Source organism: Psychrobacillus sp. Z16_25 (assembly GCF_056856695.1).
The window spans coordinates 128,625-147,985 of sequence record NZ_JBXEOV010000004.1 but is presented as its reverse complement, the minus strand read 5'-3'; the positions used below and the strand labels follow the sequence as shown (position 1 = coordinate 147,985).

14 protein-coding genes are annotated in these 19,361 nt (G+C 40.6%); 13 read left to right on the top strand and 1 reads right to left on the bottom strand.

Annotated features, from left to right (window positions below; all coding sequences use genetic code 11):
- Positions 1–716: 716 nt before the first annotated feature.
- The 11 genes from AC1VU3_RS06515 to AC1VU3_RS06465 all read left to right on the top strand — a co-directional run bounded on the left by AC1VU3_RS06515 (position 717) and on the right by AC1VU3_RS06465 (position 16,511).
- Complete coding sequence (locus AC1VU3_RS06515; RefSeq protein ID WP_482983115.1) at positions 717–2,867, top strand: (Fe-S)-binding protein; 2,151 nt, start codon at positions 717–719, stop codon at positions 2,865–2,867.
- A gap of 188 nt (positions 2,868–3,055) precedes the next feature.
- Positions 3,056–4,264, top strand: a complete 1,209-nt coding sequence (locus AC1VU3_RS06510) for an acetyl-CoA C-acetyltransferase (RefSeq protein WP_482983114.1) — start codon at positions 3,056–3,058, stop codon at positions 4,262–4,264.
- Positions 4,261–5,112 (top strand): 3-hydroxybutyryl-CoA dehydrogenase, encoded by an 852-nt coding sequence (locus AC1VU3_RS06505; protein WP_482983113.1) that lies wholly within the window; start codon positions 4,261–4,263, stop codon positions 5,110–5,112. The genes AC1VU3_RS06510 and AC1VU3_RS06505 overlap by 4 nt, the downstream gene beginning before the upstream one ends.
- A 27-nt stretch (positions 5,113–5,139) precedes the next feature.
- Positions 5,140–6,276 (top strand): acyl-CoA dehydrogenase, encoded by a 1,137-nt coding sequence (locus tag AC1VU3_RS06500; RefSeq protein ID WP_480389642.1) that lies wholly within the window; start codon positions 5,140–5,142, stop codon positions 6,274–6,276.
- A 25-nt stretch (positions 6,277–6,301) separates the two neighbouring features.
- A complete protein-coding gene (locus AC1VU3_RS06495) occupies positions 6,302–7,441 on the top strand; it encodes an acyl-CoA dehydrogenase (protein WP_482983112.1) in 1,140 nt (379 codons plus the stop codon).
- A 3-nt stretch (positions 7,442–7,444) separates the two neighbouring features.
- Complete coding sequence (locus AC1VU3_RS06490; protein ID WP_480389640.1) at positions 7,445–8,065, top strand: TetR/AcrR family transcriptional regulator; 621 nt, start codon at positions 7,445–7,447, stop codon at positions 8,063–8,065.
- 125 nt (positions 8,066–8,190) lie between these two features.
- Positions 8,191–11,448, top strand: a complete 3,258-nt coding sequence (icmF, locus tag AC1VU3_RS06485) for a fused isobutyryl-CoA mutase/GTPase IcmF (RefSeq protein WP_482983111.1) — start codon at positions 8,191–8,193, stop codon at positions 11,446–11,448.
- 367 nt (positions 11,449–11,815) lie between these two features.
- Complete coding sequence (gene rpoE / locus AC1VU3_RS06480; RefSeq protein WP_480389638.1) at positions 11,816–12,379, top strand: DNA-directed RNA polymerase subunit delta; 564 nt, start codon at positions 11,816–11,818, stop codon at positions 12,377–12,379.
- Between the two features lie 146 nt (positions 12,380–12,525).
- Positions 12,526–14,121 (top strand): CTP synthase, encoded by a 1,596-nt coding sequence (locus tag AC1VU3_RS06475; RefSeq protein ID WP_482983110.1) that lies wholly within the window; start codon positions 12,526–12,528, stop codon positions 14,119–14,121.
- Positions 14,122–15,318: 1,197 nt separating this feature from the next.
- Positions 15,319–15,708, top strand: a complete 390-nt coding sequence (locus AC1VU3_RS06470) for a hypothetical protein (RefSeq protein ID WP_482983109.1) — start codon at positions 15,319–15,321, stop codon at positions 15,706–15,708.
- Positions 15,709–15,839: 131 nt separating this feature from the next.
- Positions 15,840–16,511, top strand: coding sequence for a hypothetical protein (locus AC1VU3_RS06465; RefSeq protein WP_482983108.1), 672 nt, complete (start codon positions 15,840–15,842; stop codon positions 16,509–16,511).
- A 705-nt stretch (positions 16,512–17,216) separates the two neighbouring features.
- Here AC1VU3_RS06465 and AC1VU3_RS06460 read toward each other — a convergent pair.
- On the bottom strand, positions 17,217–17,735 hold the full coding sequence (locus AC1VU3_RS06460; protein WP_482983107.1) for a DUF2529 family protein: 519 nt from the start codon (positions 17,733–17,735) through the stop codon (positions 17,217–17,219).
- A 230-nt stretch (positions 17,736–17,965) separates the two neighbouring features.
- On the opposite strand from AC1VU3_RS06460, the gene AC1VU3_RS06455 reads away from it, so the two are divergent.
- Together AC1VU3_RS06455 and AC1VU3_RS06450 are read left to right on the top strand one after the other, a co-directional pair.
- Positions 17,966–18,322, top strand: a complete 357-nt coding sequence (locus AC1VU3_RS06455; protein ID WP_480389756.1) for a response regulator — start codon at positions 17,966–17,968, stop codon at positions 18,320–18,322.
- 162 nt (positions 18,323–18,484) lie between these two features.
- The gene (locus AC1VU3_RS06450; RefSeq protein ID WP_480389757.1) at positions 18,485–19,342 is read left to right on the top strand and encodes a class II fructose-bisphosphate aldolase; all 858 of its coding nucleotides are present in this window, start codon (positions 18,485–18,487) and stop codon (positions 19,340–19,342) included.
- Positions 19,343–19,361: the final 19 nt, after the last annotated feature.

Sequence of the window (19,361 nt, the reverse complement as noted above, 5' to 3'; positions counted from 1 at the left end):
GGTGCAGTTTTTTATATGTAAGAGCGCAAATTCATTTTTCTTATTCGAATACAGTGTATGAGTGAATGACCAATACTTCCTGGTATGATTTGTGATCCGCTTGGATTTAGTTTAATAAGTTAAATTGTTGGAAAGGCATGGCCGAAGTCCGCTTTGAGAGTAGGTAATATTTTCTATCGGATAGCAGGGAATATAAGTCGGTGTGGATTACTCTCGATTAGCGAGGCAATACTCTCGTTCAGCGGAGGTTTATTCTCGGATAGAAGCAGTTTACTCTCATTCGGCGAGGAAATACTCTCATTCGAGAAAGGGTTACTCTCGAATAGTCTCCACTAGGTGGTGGAGCTTTACTCTCACTCGCAATCTATTTACTCTCTGTTAGCGAGGTAATACTCTCGTTCGTTAGAGGTTTATTCTCGGATAGAGGCAGTTTATTCTCATTCGGCAGCTTTACTCTCGTTCGAAGGTCAATTACTCTCGGATGACGAGGCAATACTCTCGTTCAGCGAAAGCTTACTCTAAAATAGAAGCGACTTTATCAAAGTCAGCATCCAGGCAATCGTCATTATTTGAATATAATTTAAAAATTTCTGTCCACATTGTATAAATAACTATTGACTGAATGCTCATTCAGTTCTAATATGGTATTAATTCTTATAATTCTATTATTATGGTAAATTGGTAGTATTAGTCACATCTTAGAGGGGGAGAAAGAAATGGATCCGTTGTTAATTGCTAACTGGGTATTGTTCCTCGGCGTTACAGCGTATGCGTTCTACTTGTTTGCATACTTATTGAGAACGAGATATGCATATATCAAACTGGGGAAAAAAGTAGAGTTTGAAGACAATGTGAAAGAGCGTCTTCGCAAAATTTGGGTGTATGTTTTTGGTCAAAAGAAGCTATTGAAGGATAAGAAAAGTGGAGCAATCCATCTTATGTTCTTCTATGGCTTTATATTAGTACAGTTTGGAGCAATTGATTTTATTTGGAAGGGCTTGGCACCGGGGTCACATATGCCACTTGGACCGTTGTACCCTGCGTTTACTTTCTTCCAAGAAATCGTGACATTAACGATTTTGGTAGCAGTTATTTGGGCGTTTTACCGTCGTTATGTAGAAAAGCTAGTTCGGTTGAAGCGTGGCTGGAAAAATGGTTTTGTTCTGATATTCATCGGTGGACTAATGGTATCTGTATTAGTAGGGAATGGAATGAACATGATTTGGCATGGTCACGAGGCAACTTGGACTGAGCCAGTTGCATCCGCTATAGCTACAGCGTTTGCTTGGCTGCCTGAAACTGCTGTAGTAACCGTTTTCTTTGCTATGTGGTGGGTACACTTGCTATTGCTACTCACATTCCTTGTATATATCCCACAATCCAAGCATTTCCACCTCATCACAGGACCTGCTAACGTATATTTCCACCGTCTAGACAAGGTTGGAAGATTACGTCCGATTAACTTTGAAGAGGCGGAAGAGGACGAAGAGGATGAAGAAGAGATGCCTACATTTGGTGTAGGCCGTGTACAGGACTTCACACAAGCACAGATGATTGACTTCTATGCATGTGTAGAATGTGGTCGCTGTACAAATATGTGTCCGGCAACTGGCACAGGAAAAATGCTGTCACCGATGGACCTAATTGTAAAACTTCGTGATCACTTAACTTTCACTGGAGCGGTGGAGACGAAAAGAAAGCCTTGGGTACCAGCGCTTGCTTTCCAAGGAACGAAAGGAAACCAGCTTGCGATGGCTGCTGGAGCAGAGGGCGCAGTAATTGAGGATATTTACAGCCCTTCAATGATTGGGGAAGTAATCACGGAAGAAGAAATTTGGGCATGTACTACTTGCCGTAACTGTGAAGATCAATGTCCAGTAATGAACGAGCACGTAGATAAAATTATTGATCTTCGTCGTTACCTTGTCATGTCTGAAGGGAAAGTTCAGCCTGATGCTCAGCGTGCTATGACGAACATCGAGCGTCAAGGAAATCCATGGGGACTTAACCGTAAGGAGAAAGAAAACTGGAGAGATGCACGTCCGGATCTTCATATCCCTACTGTAAAAGAAGCTTCTAAAGCTGGAGAAGAATTTGAATTCTTATTCTGGGTTGGATCAATGGGTTCATTTGATAACAGATCTCAAAAAATCGCATTATCCTTTGCTCATCTAATGAATGAAGCTGGAGTGAAGTTTGCAATCCTTGGTAATAAAGAAAAGAACTCTGGAGATACACCTCGTCGTCTAGGAAACGAGTTCATGTTCCAAGAGCTAGCAGCTGCAAATATTAAAGAATTTGAAAAAGCTGGCGTAACAAAAATCGTTACAATCGACCCACATGCATACAATATCTTTAAAAACGAATACGGTGATTTTGGCTGGAACGGGGAAGTTCTTCACCATACTGAACTGTTATTTGAACTGGTGCAAGCTGGTCGCTTGAAGCCTCAATACGAAGTGAATGAAACAATTACATTCCACGATTCTTGTTACTTAGGTCGTTATAATGACGTCTATGATGCGCCTCGTGAGATTTTAAAATCAATTCCAGGCGTGAAGCTAGTGGAAATGAAGCGTAACCGTCAAGATGGTATGTGCTGTGGAGCAGGTGGAGGTCTCATGTGGATGGAAGAGCACGTTGGAAATCGTATTAACGTTGCTCGTACGGAACAAGCGCTAGAAGTGAATCCAACAATCATTTCTTCCGGATGTCCATATTGCTTAACGATGCTATCAGACGGTACGAAGGCAAAAGAAGTAGAAGATACCGTAGGAACTTATGATATTGCTGAGCTTCTAGAGAAGTCGATTTTTGGAGAAACAGCAGTACCAACTGAGGAAAATGAAGAACAAATTGTGCAATAGTGTTTACAAGGCATTAATTTATTCAGTAAACTAATAGTAATATAGAAAGGGAGTGGAAGCACTCCCTTTTATTAGAAATAAACATCGAGCGAGCGTTCAGTCAACACCTAAGCGAAAAATAGTAGGTAGAAGGAGCGCTCGTTTATTAACTGGATTTGTAAGCGCATTCAAAACAAGGGGTGACTATATTGGGTAAAACAGTAATTTTGGATGGAGCACGTACAGCTTTTGGAAAGTTTGGAGGAGCACTGAGTAGCTTGTCAGCATCAGACCTTGGAGGAATAGCAATAAAAGCGGCGCTACAAAAAGCAGGAGTGCAGCCTGAGCAAGTGGATGAAGTAATCATGGGGACGGTGCTTCAGGCTGGTCAAGGGCAGATTCCATCACGACAAGCTGCAAACAAGGCAGGTATTCCTTGGGCAGTCCAAACGGAAACAATCAATAAAGTCTGTGCGTCAGGCATGCGAAGTGTAACTTTAGCCGATCAATTGATCCGACTTGGGGACGAGGAAGTAATCGTAGCTGGTGGAATGGAATCCATGTCTAATGCTCCTTACTACTTACCAAAAGCAAGAACCGGTCTCCGTATGGGCGATGGGAAAGTAGTAGATGGGATGATAGTTGACGGATTATCCTGCTCCTTCCATCCGAAGCAAGTGCATATGGGCACTTATGGAAACTCTACTGCCGAGTCCTTTGGCTTAACACGAGAAAGACAGGACGAATGGTCATATAGAAGCCATGCGCGTGCAATCCAAGCTATAGAAAAAGGTATCTTTGCAGATGAGATTGTGCCGGTTGAAGTTCCACAGCGTAAAGGAGACCCGACAATTGTCCAAGAGGATGAAGCTCCACGTAAGGATACATCTAAGGAAACATTGGCAAAGCTTAAATCAGCTTTCGGTGCTGACGGAACAATCACAGCAGGCAATGCACCGGGTGTCAATGATGGGGCATGTGCGCTCGTATTAACAAATGAACAAAAAGCACAGGAACTTGGGAAAGAGCCCCTCGCTTATGTGATTGGCCATACAACCATTGCAGTGGAACCGGAAAACTTCCCACAAACGCCTGGTTTAGTAATAAATAAGCTGCTCGAAAAAACAGGAAAATTACTAGAAGAAATTGATTTGTTTGAGATAAATGAAGCATTTGCTGCAGTCGCATTAGTAAGCAGCCAGCTAGCCAACCTCGATGAAGAGAAAGTAAATGTGAATGGAGGAGCGGTTGCGCTAGGACATCCAATTGGTGCCTCTGGTGCAAGAGTAATATTGACACTTGCGTATGAATTAAAGCGTCGCGGTGGCGGAATAGGGATTGCTGCAATTTGCTCTGGCGGTGGTCAGGGAGATGCAATCATGATTGAAGTTCCAAAAACAGGGGGAGAAATCAGATGACAATACAAAAGGTAATGGTTATTGGAGCAGGACAAATGGGATCGGGAATTGCGCAGGTTTGTGCACAGGCTGGCTTTGAAGTGAAGCTAAATGACCGTGAGGAGCAGTTCTATCAAAGGGGCATCCAAACAATCACCAAAAATCTTTCACGCAACGTGGAAAAGGGGCGTATGACGGAGGAAGAGAAAGAAGCTGTTTTAAATAGAATTACTAAATCATTAGCTATTGAGGATGCAAGTGATGTCGACCTAGTGATAGAAGCGGCAGTGGAAAACATGGAAATCAAGCAATCTATTTTTAAACAGCTAGATGAAATTACATCAAAGCATACCATTCTAGCAACGAATACATCCTCACTACCAATTACAGAAATTGCAGCAGTGACAAACAGAGCAGACCAAGTAATTGGCATGCATTTTATGAACCCGGTCCCAGTTATGAAGCTTGTAGAGATTATTCGTGGTCTGGCAACTTCAGACGAAGTATACACGGAAATTGAGGAAATGACGAAGAAGCTTGGCAAGGTCCCAGTAGAGGTCAATGATTTTCCAGGATTCGTTTCTAATCGTATCTTAATGCCGATGATTAACGAAGCAATCTATACACTTTATGAAGGGGTAGCAACAAAAGAAGCGATTGATGAGGTAATGAAGCTTGGGATGAATCACCCAATGGGACCACTACAGCTAGCAGATTTTATTGGCTTAGATACATGCCTGTATATCATGGAAATTCTGCACGACGGGTTTGGTGACAGCAAATATCGTCCATGTCCGCTATTGCGTAAATATGTGAAGGCTGGATACTTAGGAAAGAAAACTGGTAGAGGCTTCTACGTTTACGAATAAGAGAAGGGGAAAAGGGGCGCCATTCAGATGGAATTAACATTTACAGAAGAACAGCAAATGATGCGCGATATGGTGAGGAGCTTCGCAAAGACGGAGATTGAGCCTTTTATTGAGCGAATGGAGCAAGGGGAGTTTCCTAGGGAGATCCTTTCCAAAATGGGAGAGCTTGGCTTGATGGGAATTACTGTGCCAGAGGAATATGGTGGCTCAGGAATGGACTTTACAAGCTATATTATCGCTATTAACGAGTTGTCCAAGGTGAGTGCAGTAGTAGGGGTTATTCTATCTGTTCACACATCCGTTGGGACTAACCCAATTCTCTATTTTGGTACAGAGGAGCAAAAGAAACAGTATGTACCGAAGCTAGCATCAGGAGAATTTTTAGGGGCATTTTGTTTAACAGAGCCTTCTGCTGGTTCGGATGCAGCAGCCTTAAAAACAAAAGCAGTGAAAGACGGAGATCATTATGTTCTCAATGGCTCCAAGGTTTTTATTACAAATGGGGGCGAAGCAGATGTATATATCGTATTTGCTTCTACAGATGCTTCTCAGGGCTCTAGAGGAATCTCTGCCTTTATAGTCGATAAGGGGACCCCAGGATTTATCATTGGGAAAGATGAGCATAAGATGGGTCTTCACGGATCAAGAACCGTACAAATTACATTCGAGGATATGCGTATTCCAGCTGCTAATTTGTTAGGAGAAGAAGGAGAAGGCTTTAAAATTGCAATGGCAAACCTAAATACCGGACGGATTGGGATTGCGACACAGGCTCTAGGTATAGCGGAGGCTGCCCTAGAAGCAGCGGTTAATTACTCTAAGGAACGAATCCAATTTGGAAAGCCGATTGCTGCAAACCAAGGGGTAGGCTTTAAGCTAGCTGATATGGCCACAGCAGTAGAAGCAGCAAGATTATTGGTTTACCGAGTTGCAAACTTACGTGATCAAGGACTTCCTTGTGGAAAAGAAGCATCCATGGCGAAGCTATTTGCCTCCAGAACAGCAGTAGATGTAGCTATTGAAGCAGTCCAAGTTTTCGGAGGGTATGGCTATACAGAGGACTATCCAGTAGAAAGATACTTCCGTGACGCGAAAATTACGGAAATCTACGAAGGTACTAGTGAGATACAGCGAATTGTAGTAAGCAAGCATTTGATGAACTAACAAACAGACAAAGGCGGGAAGAAAAATGAACTTTCAATTAACAGAAGAGCATGAAATGATTCGTAAAATGGTAAGAGATTTTGCTGAAAATGAAGTAGCACCAACTGCTGCAGAGCGTGATGAGGAAGAACGCTTTGACAGAGAAATCTTCGATAAAATGGCGGAGCTAGGCTTAACAGGTATCCCGTGGCCAGAGGAATACGGCGGAATTGGCTCTGACTACCTTGCTTACTGTATCGCAGTTGAAGAGCTTTCAAGAGTATGTGCTTCTACAGGGGTTACGTTATCAGCGCATACATCACTTGCCGGCTGGCCAATTTTCAAATATGGAAATGAAGAGCAAAAGCAAAAATATCTTCGTCCAATGGCAGAAGGAAAGAAAATAGGTGGATATGGCTTAACAGAACCAGGATCTGGGTCTGACGCAGGTGGCATGAGAACAACTGCAAAGCTAGACGGAGATCACTATGTGTTAAATGGCTCTAAGATTTTTATTACAAATGGGGGTATTGCAGATATCTATGTAGTATTTGCAGTAACAGATCCAGAATCGAAGCATAAAGGAACAAGTGCTTTTATCGTAGAGTCTGGCTTCGAAGGCTTCTCCGTAGGGAAAAAAGAGAAAAAGCTTGGAATCCGTTCATCACCTACAACGGAAATTATTTTTGATAACTGCCGTGTGCCAAAAGAAAACTTACTTGGCGAAGAAGGAGAAGGCTTTATTATTGCAATGAAAACATTAGATGGCGGGCGTAACGGTATTGCTGCGCAAGCTGTTGGAATTGCACAAGGTGCTCTAGACGCGGCAGTTGGCTATGCAAAAGAGCGTGTTCAATTCGGTAAGCCTATAGTGGCAAATCAAGGCGTTTCCTTTAAGTTAGCAGATATGGCTACAGCTACAGAGGCATCTCGTCTATTAACCTATCAAGCAGCGTGGCTAGAGTCTAACGGACTTCCATACGGTAAAGAGTCTGCGATGGCAAAGCTGATGGCTGGAGATACAGCAATGAAAGTAACAACAGAAGCGGTGCAGGTTTTCGGCGGCTATGGTTATACAAAAGATTACCCTGTAGAGCGTTTTATGCGTGATGCAAAAATAACTCAAATTTATGAGGGAACACAAGAAATTCAACGTCTTGTTATCTCTCGTATGCTTACAAAGTAACAGATGGATAAGAAGCACGAAATCCTTACCACGGTGAAGGATGGAACACTCATAGAAAAAAGGCGTCAGCAGATGGTCCAGGCGGCAGTGGCTCTCTTTAAGCAGAAGGGCTTTCACCGAACGACGACAAGGGAAATAGCCAAGGAAGCTGGATTTAGCATCGGAACCCTGTACGAGTATATTCGTACCAAGGAGGATGTGCTCTACTTAGTCTGCGACAGCATTTATCATGAGGTTCATGGCCGTCTTTCCGAATTTACAGCGGAGGCTGGTACACTGGATGAATTGAAAAATGCGATTCGTCACTATTATGGGGTGATAGATGACATGTCGGATGAATTCGTCGTGATGTACCAGGAAACTAAATCACTGCCGAAAAACGCATTGGAGTACGTATTAAAAAAGGAATTAGAAATGGTCAGTATTTTCCACAAGATGCTTCAAAGCTGTATCGAGGCTGGGGAGCTGAAGATCAGTGAGGAGCAGGCGCAGCTCTATGCTCATACGCTCGTTGTCCAAGGACAAATGTGGGCCTTTAGAAGATGGGCATTAAAGAAAGAACATACACTGTATGACTTCACCGAAATGCAGATCAATTTATTATTCAATGGGATGAAGAAATGAACAACGTGCATATGGCAAAGTAAGTGCTCCAGGGGTGGGAGGCACAGCTATTCACGTTAAAAGGTACCAACTGAAAAATTCTCAGCTGGTATCTTCTATCACGTAAACAAACAAGGGGGACCAACATGTCAAAGGTGGAAGTATATCGTCCAAAAAATCATGTTCGTTTTGTTACAGCATCAAGCCTTTTTGACGGCCATGACGCATCGATTAACATTATGCGCCGAATTCTACAGTCTAGCGGAGCCGAGGTAATACACCTAGGTCATAATCGCTCTGTAGAGGAGGTAGTAAACGCTGCCATACAAGAGGACGTACAAGGGATCGCCATTTCTTCCTATCAAGGAGGGCATGTGGAGTATTTTAAATATATGAAGGACCTGCTTGCAGAGCGGGGAGCACCTCATATCCGTATATACGGCGGAGGTGGTGGTGTAATCATTCCGAAGGAAATCAAAGAGCTTCATGAATACGGTATTAACGGTATTTTTTCTCCAGAGGATGGGAGAAAATTAGGACTCCAAGGTATGATTAATAAAATGCTAGAAGAGTGTGACTATCCAAGCAAATCGGATGGAGCTAGCAAAACGATAGGAGAGGTTACAACAGATCATCCTGAAAAGCTGGCTCATTTAATTACGGTCGCAGAGGAAGCGCATCAATCACAGGATGAGGAAGCACTTAAGATGCTAGAGCTGGCAAAGGGCCTTTCAAAATCTACCCCTGTGCTAGGAATCACAGGGACTGGGGGAGCAGGGAAAAGCTCTTTGACAGATGAGCTGATCAGACGTTTCTTGCAAGAGCTGCCAGATAAAAAGGTTGCTGTGTTATCCATTGACCCGACGAAGCAAAAAACTGGCGGAGCACTTTTGGGTGACCGTATTCGTATGAATGCCATCTTTAACAAACGAGTGTTCATGCGAAGTCTTGCAACACGTGGTTCTCGTACAGAGCTTTCTGGTGCTACCCAGAATGTATTAGATGTGGTGAAGACTGCTGGCTATGATTTGATCATTGTAGAGACGAGTGGAATTGGGCAAGGGGATGCGGAAATTACCAATGTCTCCGATGTTTCTATGTATGTCATGACCAGTGAGTTTGGTGCACCATCTCAATTAGAAAAAATTGATATGATTGATTATGCTGATTTGATTGTGATTAATAAGTTTGAACGAAAGGGCTCAGAGGATGCCTTACGTCAGGTACAAAAGCAGTACCAGCGAAGCCATGAGCTTTGGAATGAAGCGCTTGATAATATGCCGGTTTACGGAACGATTGCAAGCCAATTTAATGACAAGGGAACGAACTCGCTTTTCGCTGCTCTAGTAGATGTTTTAAACAAAAAGGTAGGGACGAATTGGGAAACGTCCTATGAGCAATTTGTTAAAACGCAAAAACAAAACGTCATCATTCCAAATGATCGCCGCTATTATTTACGTGAAATCACGGAAACAGTACGTGGTTATCACCAAAAGACCGAGGAGCAAGTAAGCTTTGCTAGAAGGCTGTTTCAGCTGGAGGGGGCTATTCAAACTGTAAAGGAAAAGGCGCCAGACGATGCGCTTGTTTCCTCCTTAGAGTCACTTGCTGCAGGAGTAAGAGATGAGTTAACGGCAGAATCAAAACGCATCTTAGATAACTGGCAGTCTGTAAAAGAAGCATATGCTGGAGATGAATTTATTACAAAAATACGAGACAAAGAGATTCGTACAATTCTGCGTACAGAAAGCTTATCAGGCCTGAAAATACCTAAAATTTCTCTGCCGAAATTTGAAGACTACGGAGAAATTCTAAAGTGGGTGTACAAAGAAAATGTACCAGGCTCTTTCCCATACACTGCTGGCGTATTTCCGTTCAAACGAGAGGGAGAAGATCCGAAGCGTCAGTTTGCAGGTGAGGGGACTCCTGAAAGAACAAATCGTCGTTTTCATTATCTGTCAAAGGATGATGACGCTAAGCGCTTATCTACCGCATTTGACTCGGTCACATTATATGGAGAAGATCCAGATTATCGACCAGATATTTATGGGAAGGTTGGGGAGTCTGGCGTAAGTATCTGTACATTAGATGACATGAAAAAGCTATATGACGGCTTTGACTTATGTGCACCATCAACCTCCGTTTCAATGACTATCAATGGACCGGCACCGATTATTCTAGCGATGTTCATGAACACTGCGATAGACCAGCAGGTACGTGTGCAGGAGGAAAAGCTAGGTCGTCCATTAACGGTAGAAGAGTTTACAGAGGTGAGAGAGGCAACCCTTCAAGTCGTAAGGGGAACCGTGCAGGCGGATATACTCAAAGAGGATCAAGGACAAAATACGTGTATCTTCTCAACAGAATTTGCGCTTCGAATGATGGGAGATATCCAGCAGTATTTCATTGACCATCAGGTTCGAAACTATTATTCTGTATCCATTTCTGGTTATCATATAGCGGAAGCTGGAGCGAATCCTATTTCTCAGCTAGCTTTCACACTTGCAAATGGATTTACGTATGTAGAGTATTATTTGAGTCGTGGAATGAATATCGATGATTTTGCTCCAAATCTTTCCTTCTTCTTCTCGAATGGGTTGGATCCAGAGTACACAGTGATTGGACGGGTGGCTCGTCGAATTTGGGCGATTGTTATGCGAGAGAAATACGGAGCGAACGAAAGAAGTCAAAAATTGAAATATCATGTCCAAACATCAGGTCGAAGCTTGCATGCCCAAGAGATTGACTTCAATGATATCCGGACGACCCTACAAGCACTGATGGCTCTTCAGGATAACTGTAATTCGCTTCATACCAATGCCTATGATGAAGCAATTACTACTCCTACAGAGGAATCGGTAAGACGGGCAATGGCGATTCAAATGATTATTACAAAAGAACACGGATTGTCGAAAAACGAAAACCCTCTCCAAGGAGCATTTATCGTGGAGGAGCTGACAGACCTAGTAGAAGAAGCTGTACTGAAGGAATTTGATTCAATCAATGACCGAGGTGGAGTGCTAGGGGCAATGGAAACGCAGTATCAACGTGGAAAGATTCAAGAGGAATCTATGTATTATGAAATGAAGAAGCATACAGGAGAGCTTCCGATTATTGGGGTAAATACTTACTTGAATCCAAATCCACCTTCTGCGGAAGAGATAGATAATATGGAGCTTGCTCGTGCTTCCACGGAAGAAAAGGAAACACAGATTCAAAATCTTCTTGCGTTTCAAGAAAAACATACAGACGAAGTAAAGGAAGCTTTAGAAAATCTTAAAAAGGTTGCCATGACTGGTGGTAATATCTTTGAAGAGCTAATGACAACCGTTCAGAAGGCTAGCTTGGGTCAAATCACCAATGCGCTTTATGAGGTTGGCGGTCAATACAGAAGAAATATGTAAAAATATAGTTCGTCTTTATTAGCGAAGGATGAGTAAAATAGGAATAGAGAGGGGTGTCCAAAAAGTTATTATATTTGGGCACCTTTTTTCGGATATTTTTGTATAATAAGATTACTAAGAGTAGAGGGGCAAGTGGAATGAAAAACTCCATACGAATGTTGATTGTCATTATTCTCCTTTTACTTGCTATAATTCTGTATAATAGTAAATTGGCCTCTATCCCATTACTATTGCTCTCTTTCTACTTGTTCATCCTAGTAGGTAAGAAAATTTCTCTTTTCAAAAAGAATAATTGATTGTAGCATATAACATAATTGTTTGTATATAATGGGAAGTATGTTAAAGGACAAGAAAGGACGTGCACGATTTGAATTTTCGTGAGATGACAACAGAACAATTACAAGAAGAATCACTAATCGATATTGGTTTTGCAATATTAGAAGATAGAAAAAATGCGATGACTTTACCTGATTTATTTGAGGAAATTCAAAAGCTAGTAGGATACAGCGATGAAGAGATGGCTGCACGCAAACCTCAATTCTATACGGATATGAATATTGATGGTCGTTTTTTAGCCATTGCGGAAAACCAATGGGGATTAAGAGAATGGTACCCAGTAGAACAAATTGAAGAGGAAACAGCACCAACTGTGAAGGTTCGTAAGAAAAAAGCTAAGATTGTGGATGACGAACTGGATGATTTAGAAGAAATAGATGAAGATGAGATTATCTTTGATGAGGACTTCGAAGAATTCGTCGATGATGAAGAAGATGAGGACGAAGATGAAGATGCTGTCGTAATCGACTTCGAGGAAGAAGAAATTGACGATGTGGATGTCATCGAAGAAGACTTAATAGACGAGGAAGATGAAGATTTTGATATCATCGATGAGGAAGAATTAGATGTAGACGAAATTGAGGAAGAAGAATAATCCTTGACTTCTATATCTAAACGCTATAAGATTTTATTGGGCTCTTTTTAAGAGACATACTCGTGTGTATATGCGCTCCCTCTGCTAGGAAAACTAGTAGAAGGAGCGCTTTTATTATTGTAGTAACAAATTAGGAGGAACAAGCAATGACAAAATTTATATTTGTAACTGGTGGGGTTGTTTCGTCTCTGGGTAAGGGAATAACTGCAGCTTCTCTTGGGCGTTTATTAAAAAATAGAGGATTAAAGATTACCATTCAAAAGTTTGATCCTTATATCAACTTAGACCCTGGTACGATGAGTCCTTATCAGCATGGAGAAGTATTCGTGACAGATGATGGAGCAGAGACTGACCTAGATTTAGGACATTATGAGCGTTTTATCGACATCAATCTAAACAAATATTCCAATATCACAACTGGTAAGGTATATTCCTCCGTTTTACGTAAAGAGCGCCGTGGAGATTATAATGGAGGAACTGTACAAGTTATTCCTCACATTACGAATGAAATCAAAGAAAGATTATTTTTAGCTGCAAAAGAAACAAAGGCTGATATCGTCATCACAGAAATTGGTGGAACTGTAGGGGATATCGAATCACTACCTTTCTTAGAGACAATTCGCCAAATGAAACGTGACGTTGGAAGCGAAAATGTCATGTATGTACACTGTACGCTTGTTCCATTTATTAAGGCTGCTGGAGAAATGAAAACAAAGCCAACGCAACATAGCGTAAAAGAATTACGCAGCTTAGGTATCCAGCCAAATGTCATTGTTGTCCGTTCTGAAATGCCAGTGCCTCAAGACATGAAGGATAAAATTGCGTTATTCTGTGACATTAAACCAGAAGAAGTAATCGAGTGTATAGATGCAGATTCTTTATATGAAATTCCATTAATGCTGCAACAGCAACATCTTGATCAAATTGTGGTAGATCATTTCGGTCTAAATACTCCGGAAGCTGATATGACAGAATGGTTAGAGCTAGTGAACCAAGTGAAATCTCTATCCAAGAAAGTGAAGATTGGCTTAGTTGGAAAGTATGTAGAGCTTCAAGATGCTTATATCTCTGTAGTGGAAGCGATGAAGCATGCTGGTTATACATTTGATGCAGACGTTGAGATTAAATGGGTTAATGCAGAAGAAGTAAATGACACGAATGTAGCTGAAATACTGGGAGATGTAGACGGCGTGTTAGTGCCTGGCGGTTTTGGGGATCGTGGAGTAGAAGGAAAAATCTCCGCTATCAAATTTGCGCGTGAAAACAACGTTCCTTTCCTTGGAATCTGCTTAGGTATGCAGCTTGCGACTGTTGAATTTGCGCGTTCTATTCTTAATATGGAAAATGCACATTCTACGGAGTTAAATCCAAAAACACCTTATTCTATCATCGATCTATTACCAGAGCAAAAGGATATAGAGGATCTTGGTGGAACTTTACGTCTTGGATTATATCCATGTAAGCTAACTCCTGGCTCTAAAGCGCATCAAGCTTACGGAGAAGAGCTTGTATATGAGCGTCACCGTCATCGTTATGAGTTTAATAATGAATTCCGTGAGCAATTTGAAGCAGCTGGCTTTGTGTTCTCTGGAACTAGCCCGAATGGTCGCTTGATTGAAATTGTGGAAATACCAGACCATAAATTCTTTGTGGCATCTCAGTTCCATCCAGAGTTCGTTTCACGTCCACAGCGTCCACAACCGTTGTTCCGTGAGTTCATTAAGGCATCTGTTGGAGAATAATAAATGATAAAGAAGCACTTATGATTCTATCGTATGATAGGACTCATAAGTGCTTTCTTGTTTAGGAGAGCATAGGGTTCTCCGTTGCGTCAGACGCTTCGAGTGGGGGCGACAGGATGTTGGTGAGGAAATATATTCTTGGAACCTCTGGTTCTCCGCATCGTCGGACGCTTTCCCGGAGGCCAACAGGATGTTGGTCAGGAAAACGTTGTCACACGATGTGACGTTCTTAGTTTTCCCTCCACAAGGTAAGCCAGCACCCATCGCTTACGCGCGTGGCTGTGCTGTCTTACCTACCACCTTGCTCCCGCCGGAGTCGCCGCCGCTGCTCCGAACCAATGGTGATCCTACTAATGCTAAGTTTTGATCAATAAATTCTAAAAAGAACATATGAAGAAAGGACTAGTTTTGTTAAGCCTTTCTATGGAAGCCTTTTAAAGAACGAATAAAACAGATAAGATGCATTATTTTCTTATAGTGTGATATGAATGCATTGTAAGCAGTCTGGGCTATCTGCATCGTAGCATGCTTTCCGAGGGCCAACAGGATGTTGGTCAGGAAAAAGTTCAGGATGTGACGTTCTTAGTTTCTCTCTCCACAAGGCAAGCCAACACCCAACGCTTGCGCTGTCTTGCCTGACACATTGCTCCCGTTGGAGTCGCCGACGTTGCTCCGAACCAATAGTGTTGATGGGGAGAAAATAATAAAAAACAGGTTAGTGAAAAAAGGTATAATCAATTAATCAAGAATATGAGTAACACGGGGTGAAAAGTAATGTATCAATTCCAAAACGAGGTACAAAGAAAAGAAAAGATATATAAGGTATATGTCATTTTATTTATTATATCCGTATTAATAAATGTAGTTTTATTCTTTGTAGATGGTAGTATCCTTCGTGGAATAGTCAGTCTCTTATTTTTTTCTATTGTCCTTCACTGTGGTTTACGAAAAAAAGTCTGGGCGGGATTAATCGTAAAATCTATGGTATGGATACATATAGTTTTATTGGTTATTATGTTTCTAACTATGATAATTAAAGTTATACAGTAAGTACCTTTCTCAACTAACGGGTGCATTGATCCAAGAAGAGATTAACGCTCTTTTTGTTGAATTCCTTATTATAGAAACGGGGCAGGATAGTGGAATAAGTAATATCTGGTATAATGTTTATTAATTACCATAAAGGGGGAGCTTACATTGAAAAAGATTTCTAAGTGCGTTTTAATTATCTGTTTAATGTTGATGTTAGCGGCTTGTCAAAATAATAGTGGCCTTTCATTCAAAGGCGAAGGGGAAAAATGGAACGGCGAACTAATTACTAAATATGATCCTTGGGGAAAAGAGATACAGAGTATAAAGATTACCTATAAAGGGGAAAAACCCGAACAACTAAGTGTACTTAAAATACTTGTAGAAAGTAATGACTTCCCAACTTGGGGTTTAGATGATATAGAATTAGATAAAAAAGGCATCTATTACGGTGAAGATATTTTGGAATTGAAAACTAAAACTCCCTCTTCGTCGCAGATAATATTATCAATAGATGGTGAAGAGTCTGAAATCATAACGTTATCTTCGAATTTATAAAACACTTTTAAAGCTCTTTGTAATGAAGTCCTTATTGTAGAAACGGGGCAGTTTAATTCAACAAGAGATAATTGTGTTATTGCGACATTTTTAGGGGATACAAGACATACCTTCTTAACAGGAGGGATTATATGTTAAAAAGGATATTGATTATTATTGGAATACTTATAGTGGGAATAGCATCATTTAGCCTGTTAAATAAGCCTTCAGAAGTTGATACTGCTGTTGCGAATAAGGAGGAACCAGAACCTTTATCTACTAAAGAACGAGAACTACATTTTTCTACATTGAATACGGTAACTGAAAAAATTCATGAGAAATATGATGAGTTGGAATTTGGTGTAAAAACGACTTCAAAGATAGAATTCAAGATACAAGTTAAAGAGAATGAAGAATATTTTAATTCAGTCAAAAAGGATATTGAGTCCATTGCAAAAAATGTAATTAAATCTTCCGCATTAAAGGACTATACAGTTGTTGTAGAAAGAATGGATTTATCTTTCGTTACCGTAGATACTGAAAAAATTAACAAAGAACTTTCAGATATAGCATTGACTTTAATGGAAGGTCTTAAAGATTACGACGTATACGAAAATTTAAATACTGAGTATCAAAATGAGGATCAAAAATCAATTAGCATTCAAACTTCAATAAAAGGTTCAGATAAAGATGCACATAAGTTAGCAATGGAAATTGAAGAGGCAGTGAATGAAATCCTTCATTCTAAGGAACTAAATTCTGTATCTAATATTGACTCTTATGAAATTAAAATATTGAATGCCAAAGGGAAAGTAGTAAATTAGTCAACTTATTGGCTAAACAACATTAATTTCCTTTCTTTCTTATACAACTAACGGGGGCTTTACTTCAAGAAGGAGTAAAGAAGGTCAGTTTAGTTGTACAGTGTTGTTTAACTGAACAATCGAACCAGATTGTAAAATAACAAAGGTGCAATTATAATGCAATTTAATTGGATAACTTAAATTATTCCTTCAGCTAACCAATTAGCAAGTGTTTTATCACCAGAAGTAACAAGAATACTTAAATTTGGGAGTTGATACAAATTCCTATGCCACTTGTAGTACCGATGCATCAAAGTGAGAGAGGGACAGGAGTGAATTCTTAAATGAAAAAGAATAGTTTTTTATGATTTGTTACAGATTCTTTTTCCAAGATTCTTATCAAGATTTATTTATTAGAAGTTAACGCTAGTGGTTCGGAACAGCGTCGGTGACTCCTGCGGGAATAGCAAATTTATTTGCGACGAAAGCGGAGTGACAAAGGAACAAAGGCAAAAACGTCACATCGTGTGACAATGCCTTTGTGACCAACATCCTGTTGGCCTCCGACGCAGTGAAGAACCACACATTTTTAAAGTAAGAAAGCACTTACGATTTCATCAAAAATATAAAATCGTAAGTGCTGTTCTATTGGTGTTCCTATATACTGTATTCTTTTCCATTAACTGAACCTTTGATTAGATAATAGGAAGGATTCTTTTAAAGAATTTATTCTTCAGTTCCAAACATCTCGTCTAGTTTCCATTTCACTGCTTCGTAAACAAACATAGCGGCAAGGCTGTGTGGTTGAACTACGCGTGAGCCATCCTCGGCTGGGAGTATACCCTTTGTGATTTTTAAGGATATATAGGTGTATGCCAGCTCAGAAAGCTGGTTTTCCTCTCCAGGTGCTTCGCTTGCCATCACGCTAAAGGGGATGAACGAATCGTAGAGCTTTCTTGCTAATGTGAGGGCCTCCTCGTTTTTGGAGGAACGTGTGATAATCCACACGCGATCAGATCGATCTAGTTCCACATCAGGTGACCAGCGTTTTAACCGTGGGAAAGGTTCAGCAGCTTGAATAGCATTGGTAAGTACACTTTCCATCTCACCAAAGGTAGCAAAGTAGATATTTCCTTCCCCTGCACGAGCTTGAGCTAAAAGTCTTGCAGTATCCTCTATGTTTTCTTCCTCAGAAGTAGCAATTCGTTGTAGTAATCCAGTTAATTGAGTAACGAACATCTTCATTTTTTTCACCTCAAAAATCATTATACATCTTTTCTGTTAAAATACTCATCAAGGTAGTTGGTTCTATGAGGAGGAAAGATGAATTTTATTCCCGAAATACCTAAAAAAAGTATACTATACAGTATTAAGTTCCTGTTTCTATGAAACAGCTTATTGGCTAGAAGGAAATGTAAAATGATTAGCGAATAAGGTTGATAAGGGGAAATATAGAAAAAAGGGGTTGTCAATCATTGAAGCATTTATTGATTGTAGACGATCAAGTTGGTATACGGATGCTCCTTAAGGAGGTATTTGTGCAGGAGGGGTATGAGGTAAGCTTGGCGTCAAGCGGGCGTGAAGCACTGGAAATAGCCAGTAAGAAAAATCTGCACGGCGTATTACTAGATATGAAAATACCTGGAATGGATGGAATTCAAATTTTAACAAGGTTGAAAGAAAGCTATCCAAGCTTACCGGTTATGATGATGACAGCGTATGGAGAACTAAATCTCATCCAAGAAGCGATGGATTTGGGAGCATCCCTCTATTTTACAAAGCCCTTCGATATATTTGAAGTAAGAGACGCTGTGAATAATTTACTAAAATAAGTAGTACATCAGCAGGCAGTGGAAAACATCGCTTGCTTTTGTTATGATTGGGTATGAAAAGTGAAGGCAACCAACATCGGCTTTATCTGGGAATCTCCTGAATTTCCTTTGCTGTTGTACTTCAACTATATAACACACTATACATCAAGGAGGTCCGTTTGGATGGCTTTAGTATCGATGAAAGAAATGCTACAAAAAGGAAAGCAAGAAGGCTATGCGATTGGGCAATTCAATATTAATAATCTAGAATTTACTCAAGCAATTCTCCAAGCTGCAGAGGAAGAAAAATCTCCAGTAATTCTAGGTGTTTCAGAAGGAGCAGCCAAGTATATGGGAGGCTTCACTACAGTAGTACATATGGTAAAAGGACTTATGGAAGACTATAAAATTACTGTTCCAGTAGCGATTCATTTGGATCATGGTTCATCCTACGAAAAATGTAAAGCAGCAATTGATGCTGGTTTTACCTCTGTTATGATTGATGCTTCACACCATCCTTTTGAAGAAAATATAGAAATCACTTCAAAAGTGGTAGAATATGCTCATGCTCAAAATGTTTCAGTAGAAGCAGAATTGGGTACAGTAGGTGGTCAAGAAGACGATGTGGTGGCTGATGGAGTTATCTATGCTGATCCACAGGAGTGTGCAGAATTAGTGAAACGCACTGCGATTGATTGCTTAGCACCTGCACTTGGATCTGTGCATGGTCCTTATAAAGGGGAACCAAACCTTGGATTTGCGGAAATGGAGGAAATCTCCAAACTGACGGATTTACCATTGGTTCTTCACGGAGGTACGGGGATCCCAACTCATGATATTAAGCGTGCCATTTCTCTAGGTACTGCCAAAATCAATGTGAACACGGAAAACCAAATTGCTGCAACAAAAGCAATTCGTCAATATTTAGCGGAAAATGAAACACAATACGATCCACGTAAATATTTAATACCAGCTCGCGAGGCAATTAAAACAACAGTTATTGGTAAAATGCGTGAGTTTGGAAGCTCTAACAAAGCATAATTGCCATATAAATAGAAAC

What these genes read in the sequence shown, in the direction of transcription:
- AC1VU3_RS06515 (WP_482983115.1), top strand. Translation starts at nt 717, where the DNA reads ATGGATCCGTTGTTAATTGCTAACTGGGTATTGTTCCTCGGCGTTACA.
- AC1VU3_RS06505 (WP_482983113.1), top strand. Translation starts at nt 4,261, where the DNA reads ATGACAATACAAAAGGTAATGGTTATTGGAGCAGGACAAATGGGATCG.
- AC1VU3_RS06500 (WP_480389642.1), top strand. Translation starts at nt 5,140, where the DNA reads ATGGAATTAACATTTACAGAAGAACAGCAAATGATGCGCGATATGGTG.
- AC1VU3_RS06495 (WP_482983112.1), top strand. Translation starts at nt 6,302, where the DNA reads ATGAACTTTCAATTAACAGAAGAGCATGAAATGATTCGTAAAATGGTA.
- AC1VU3_RS06490 (WP_480389640.1), top strand. Translation starts at nt 7,445, where the DNA reads ATGGATAAGAAGCACGAAATCCTTACCACGGTGAAGGATGGAACACTC.
- icmF (WP_482983111.1), top strand. Translation starts at nt 8,191, where the DNA reads ATGTCAAAGGTGGAAGTATATCGTCCAAAAAATCATGTTCGTTTTGTT.
- AC1VU3_RS06475 (WP_482983110.1), top strand. Translation starts at nt 12,526, where the DNA reads ATGACAAAATTTATATTTGTAACTGGTGGGGTTGTTTCGTCTCTGGGT.
- AC1VU3_RS06465 (WP_482983108.1), top strand. Translation starts at nt 15,840, where the DNA reads ATGTTAAAAAGGATATTGATTATTATTGGAATACTTATAGTGGGAATA.
- AC1VU3_RS06460 (WP_482983107.1), bottom strand. Translation starts at nt 17,735, where the DNA reads ATGAAGATGTTCGTTACTCAATTAACTGGATTACTACAACGAATTGCT.
- AC1VU3_RS06450 (WP_480389757.1), top strand. Translation starts at nt 18,485, where the DNA reads ATGGCTTTAGTATCGATGAAAGAAATGCTACAAAAAGGAAAGCAAGAA.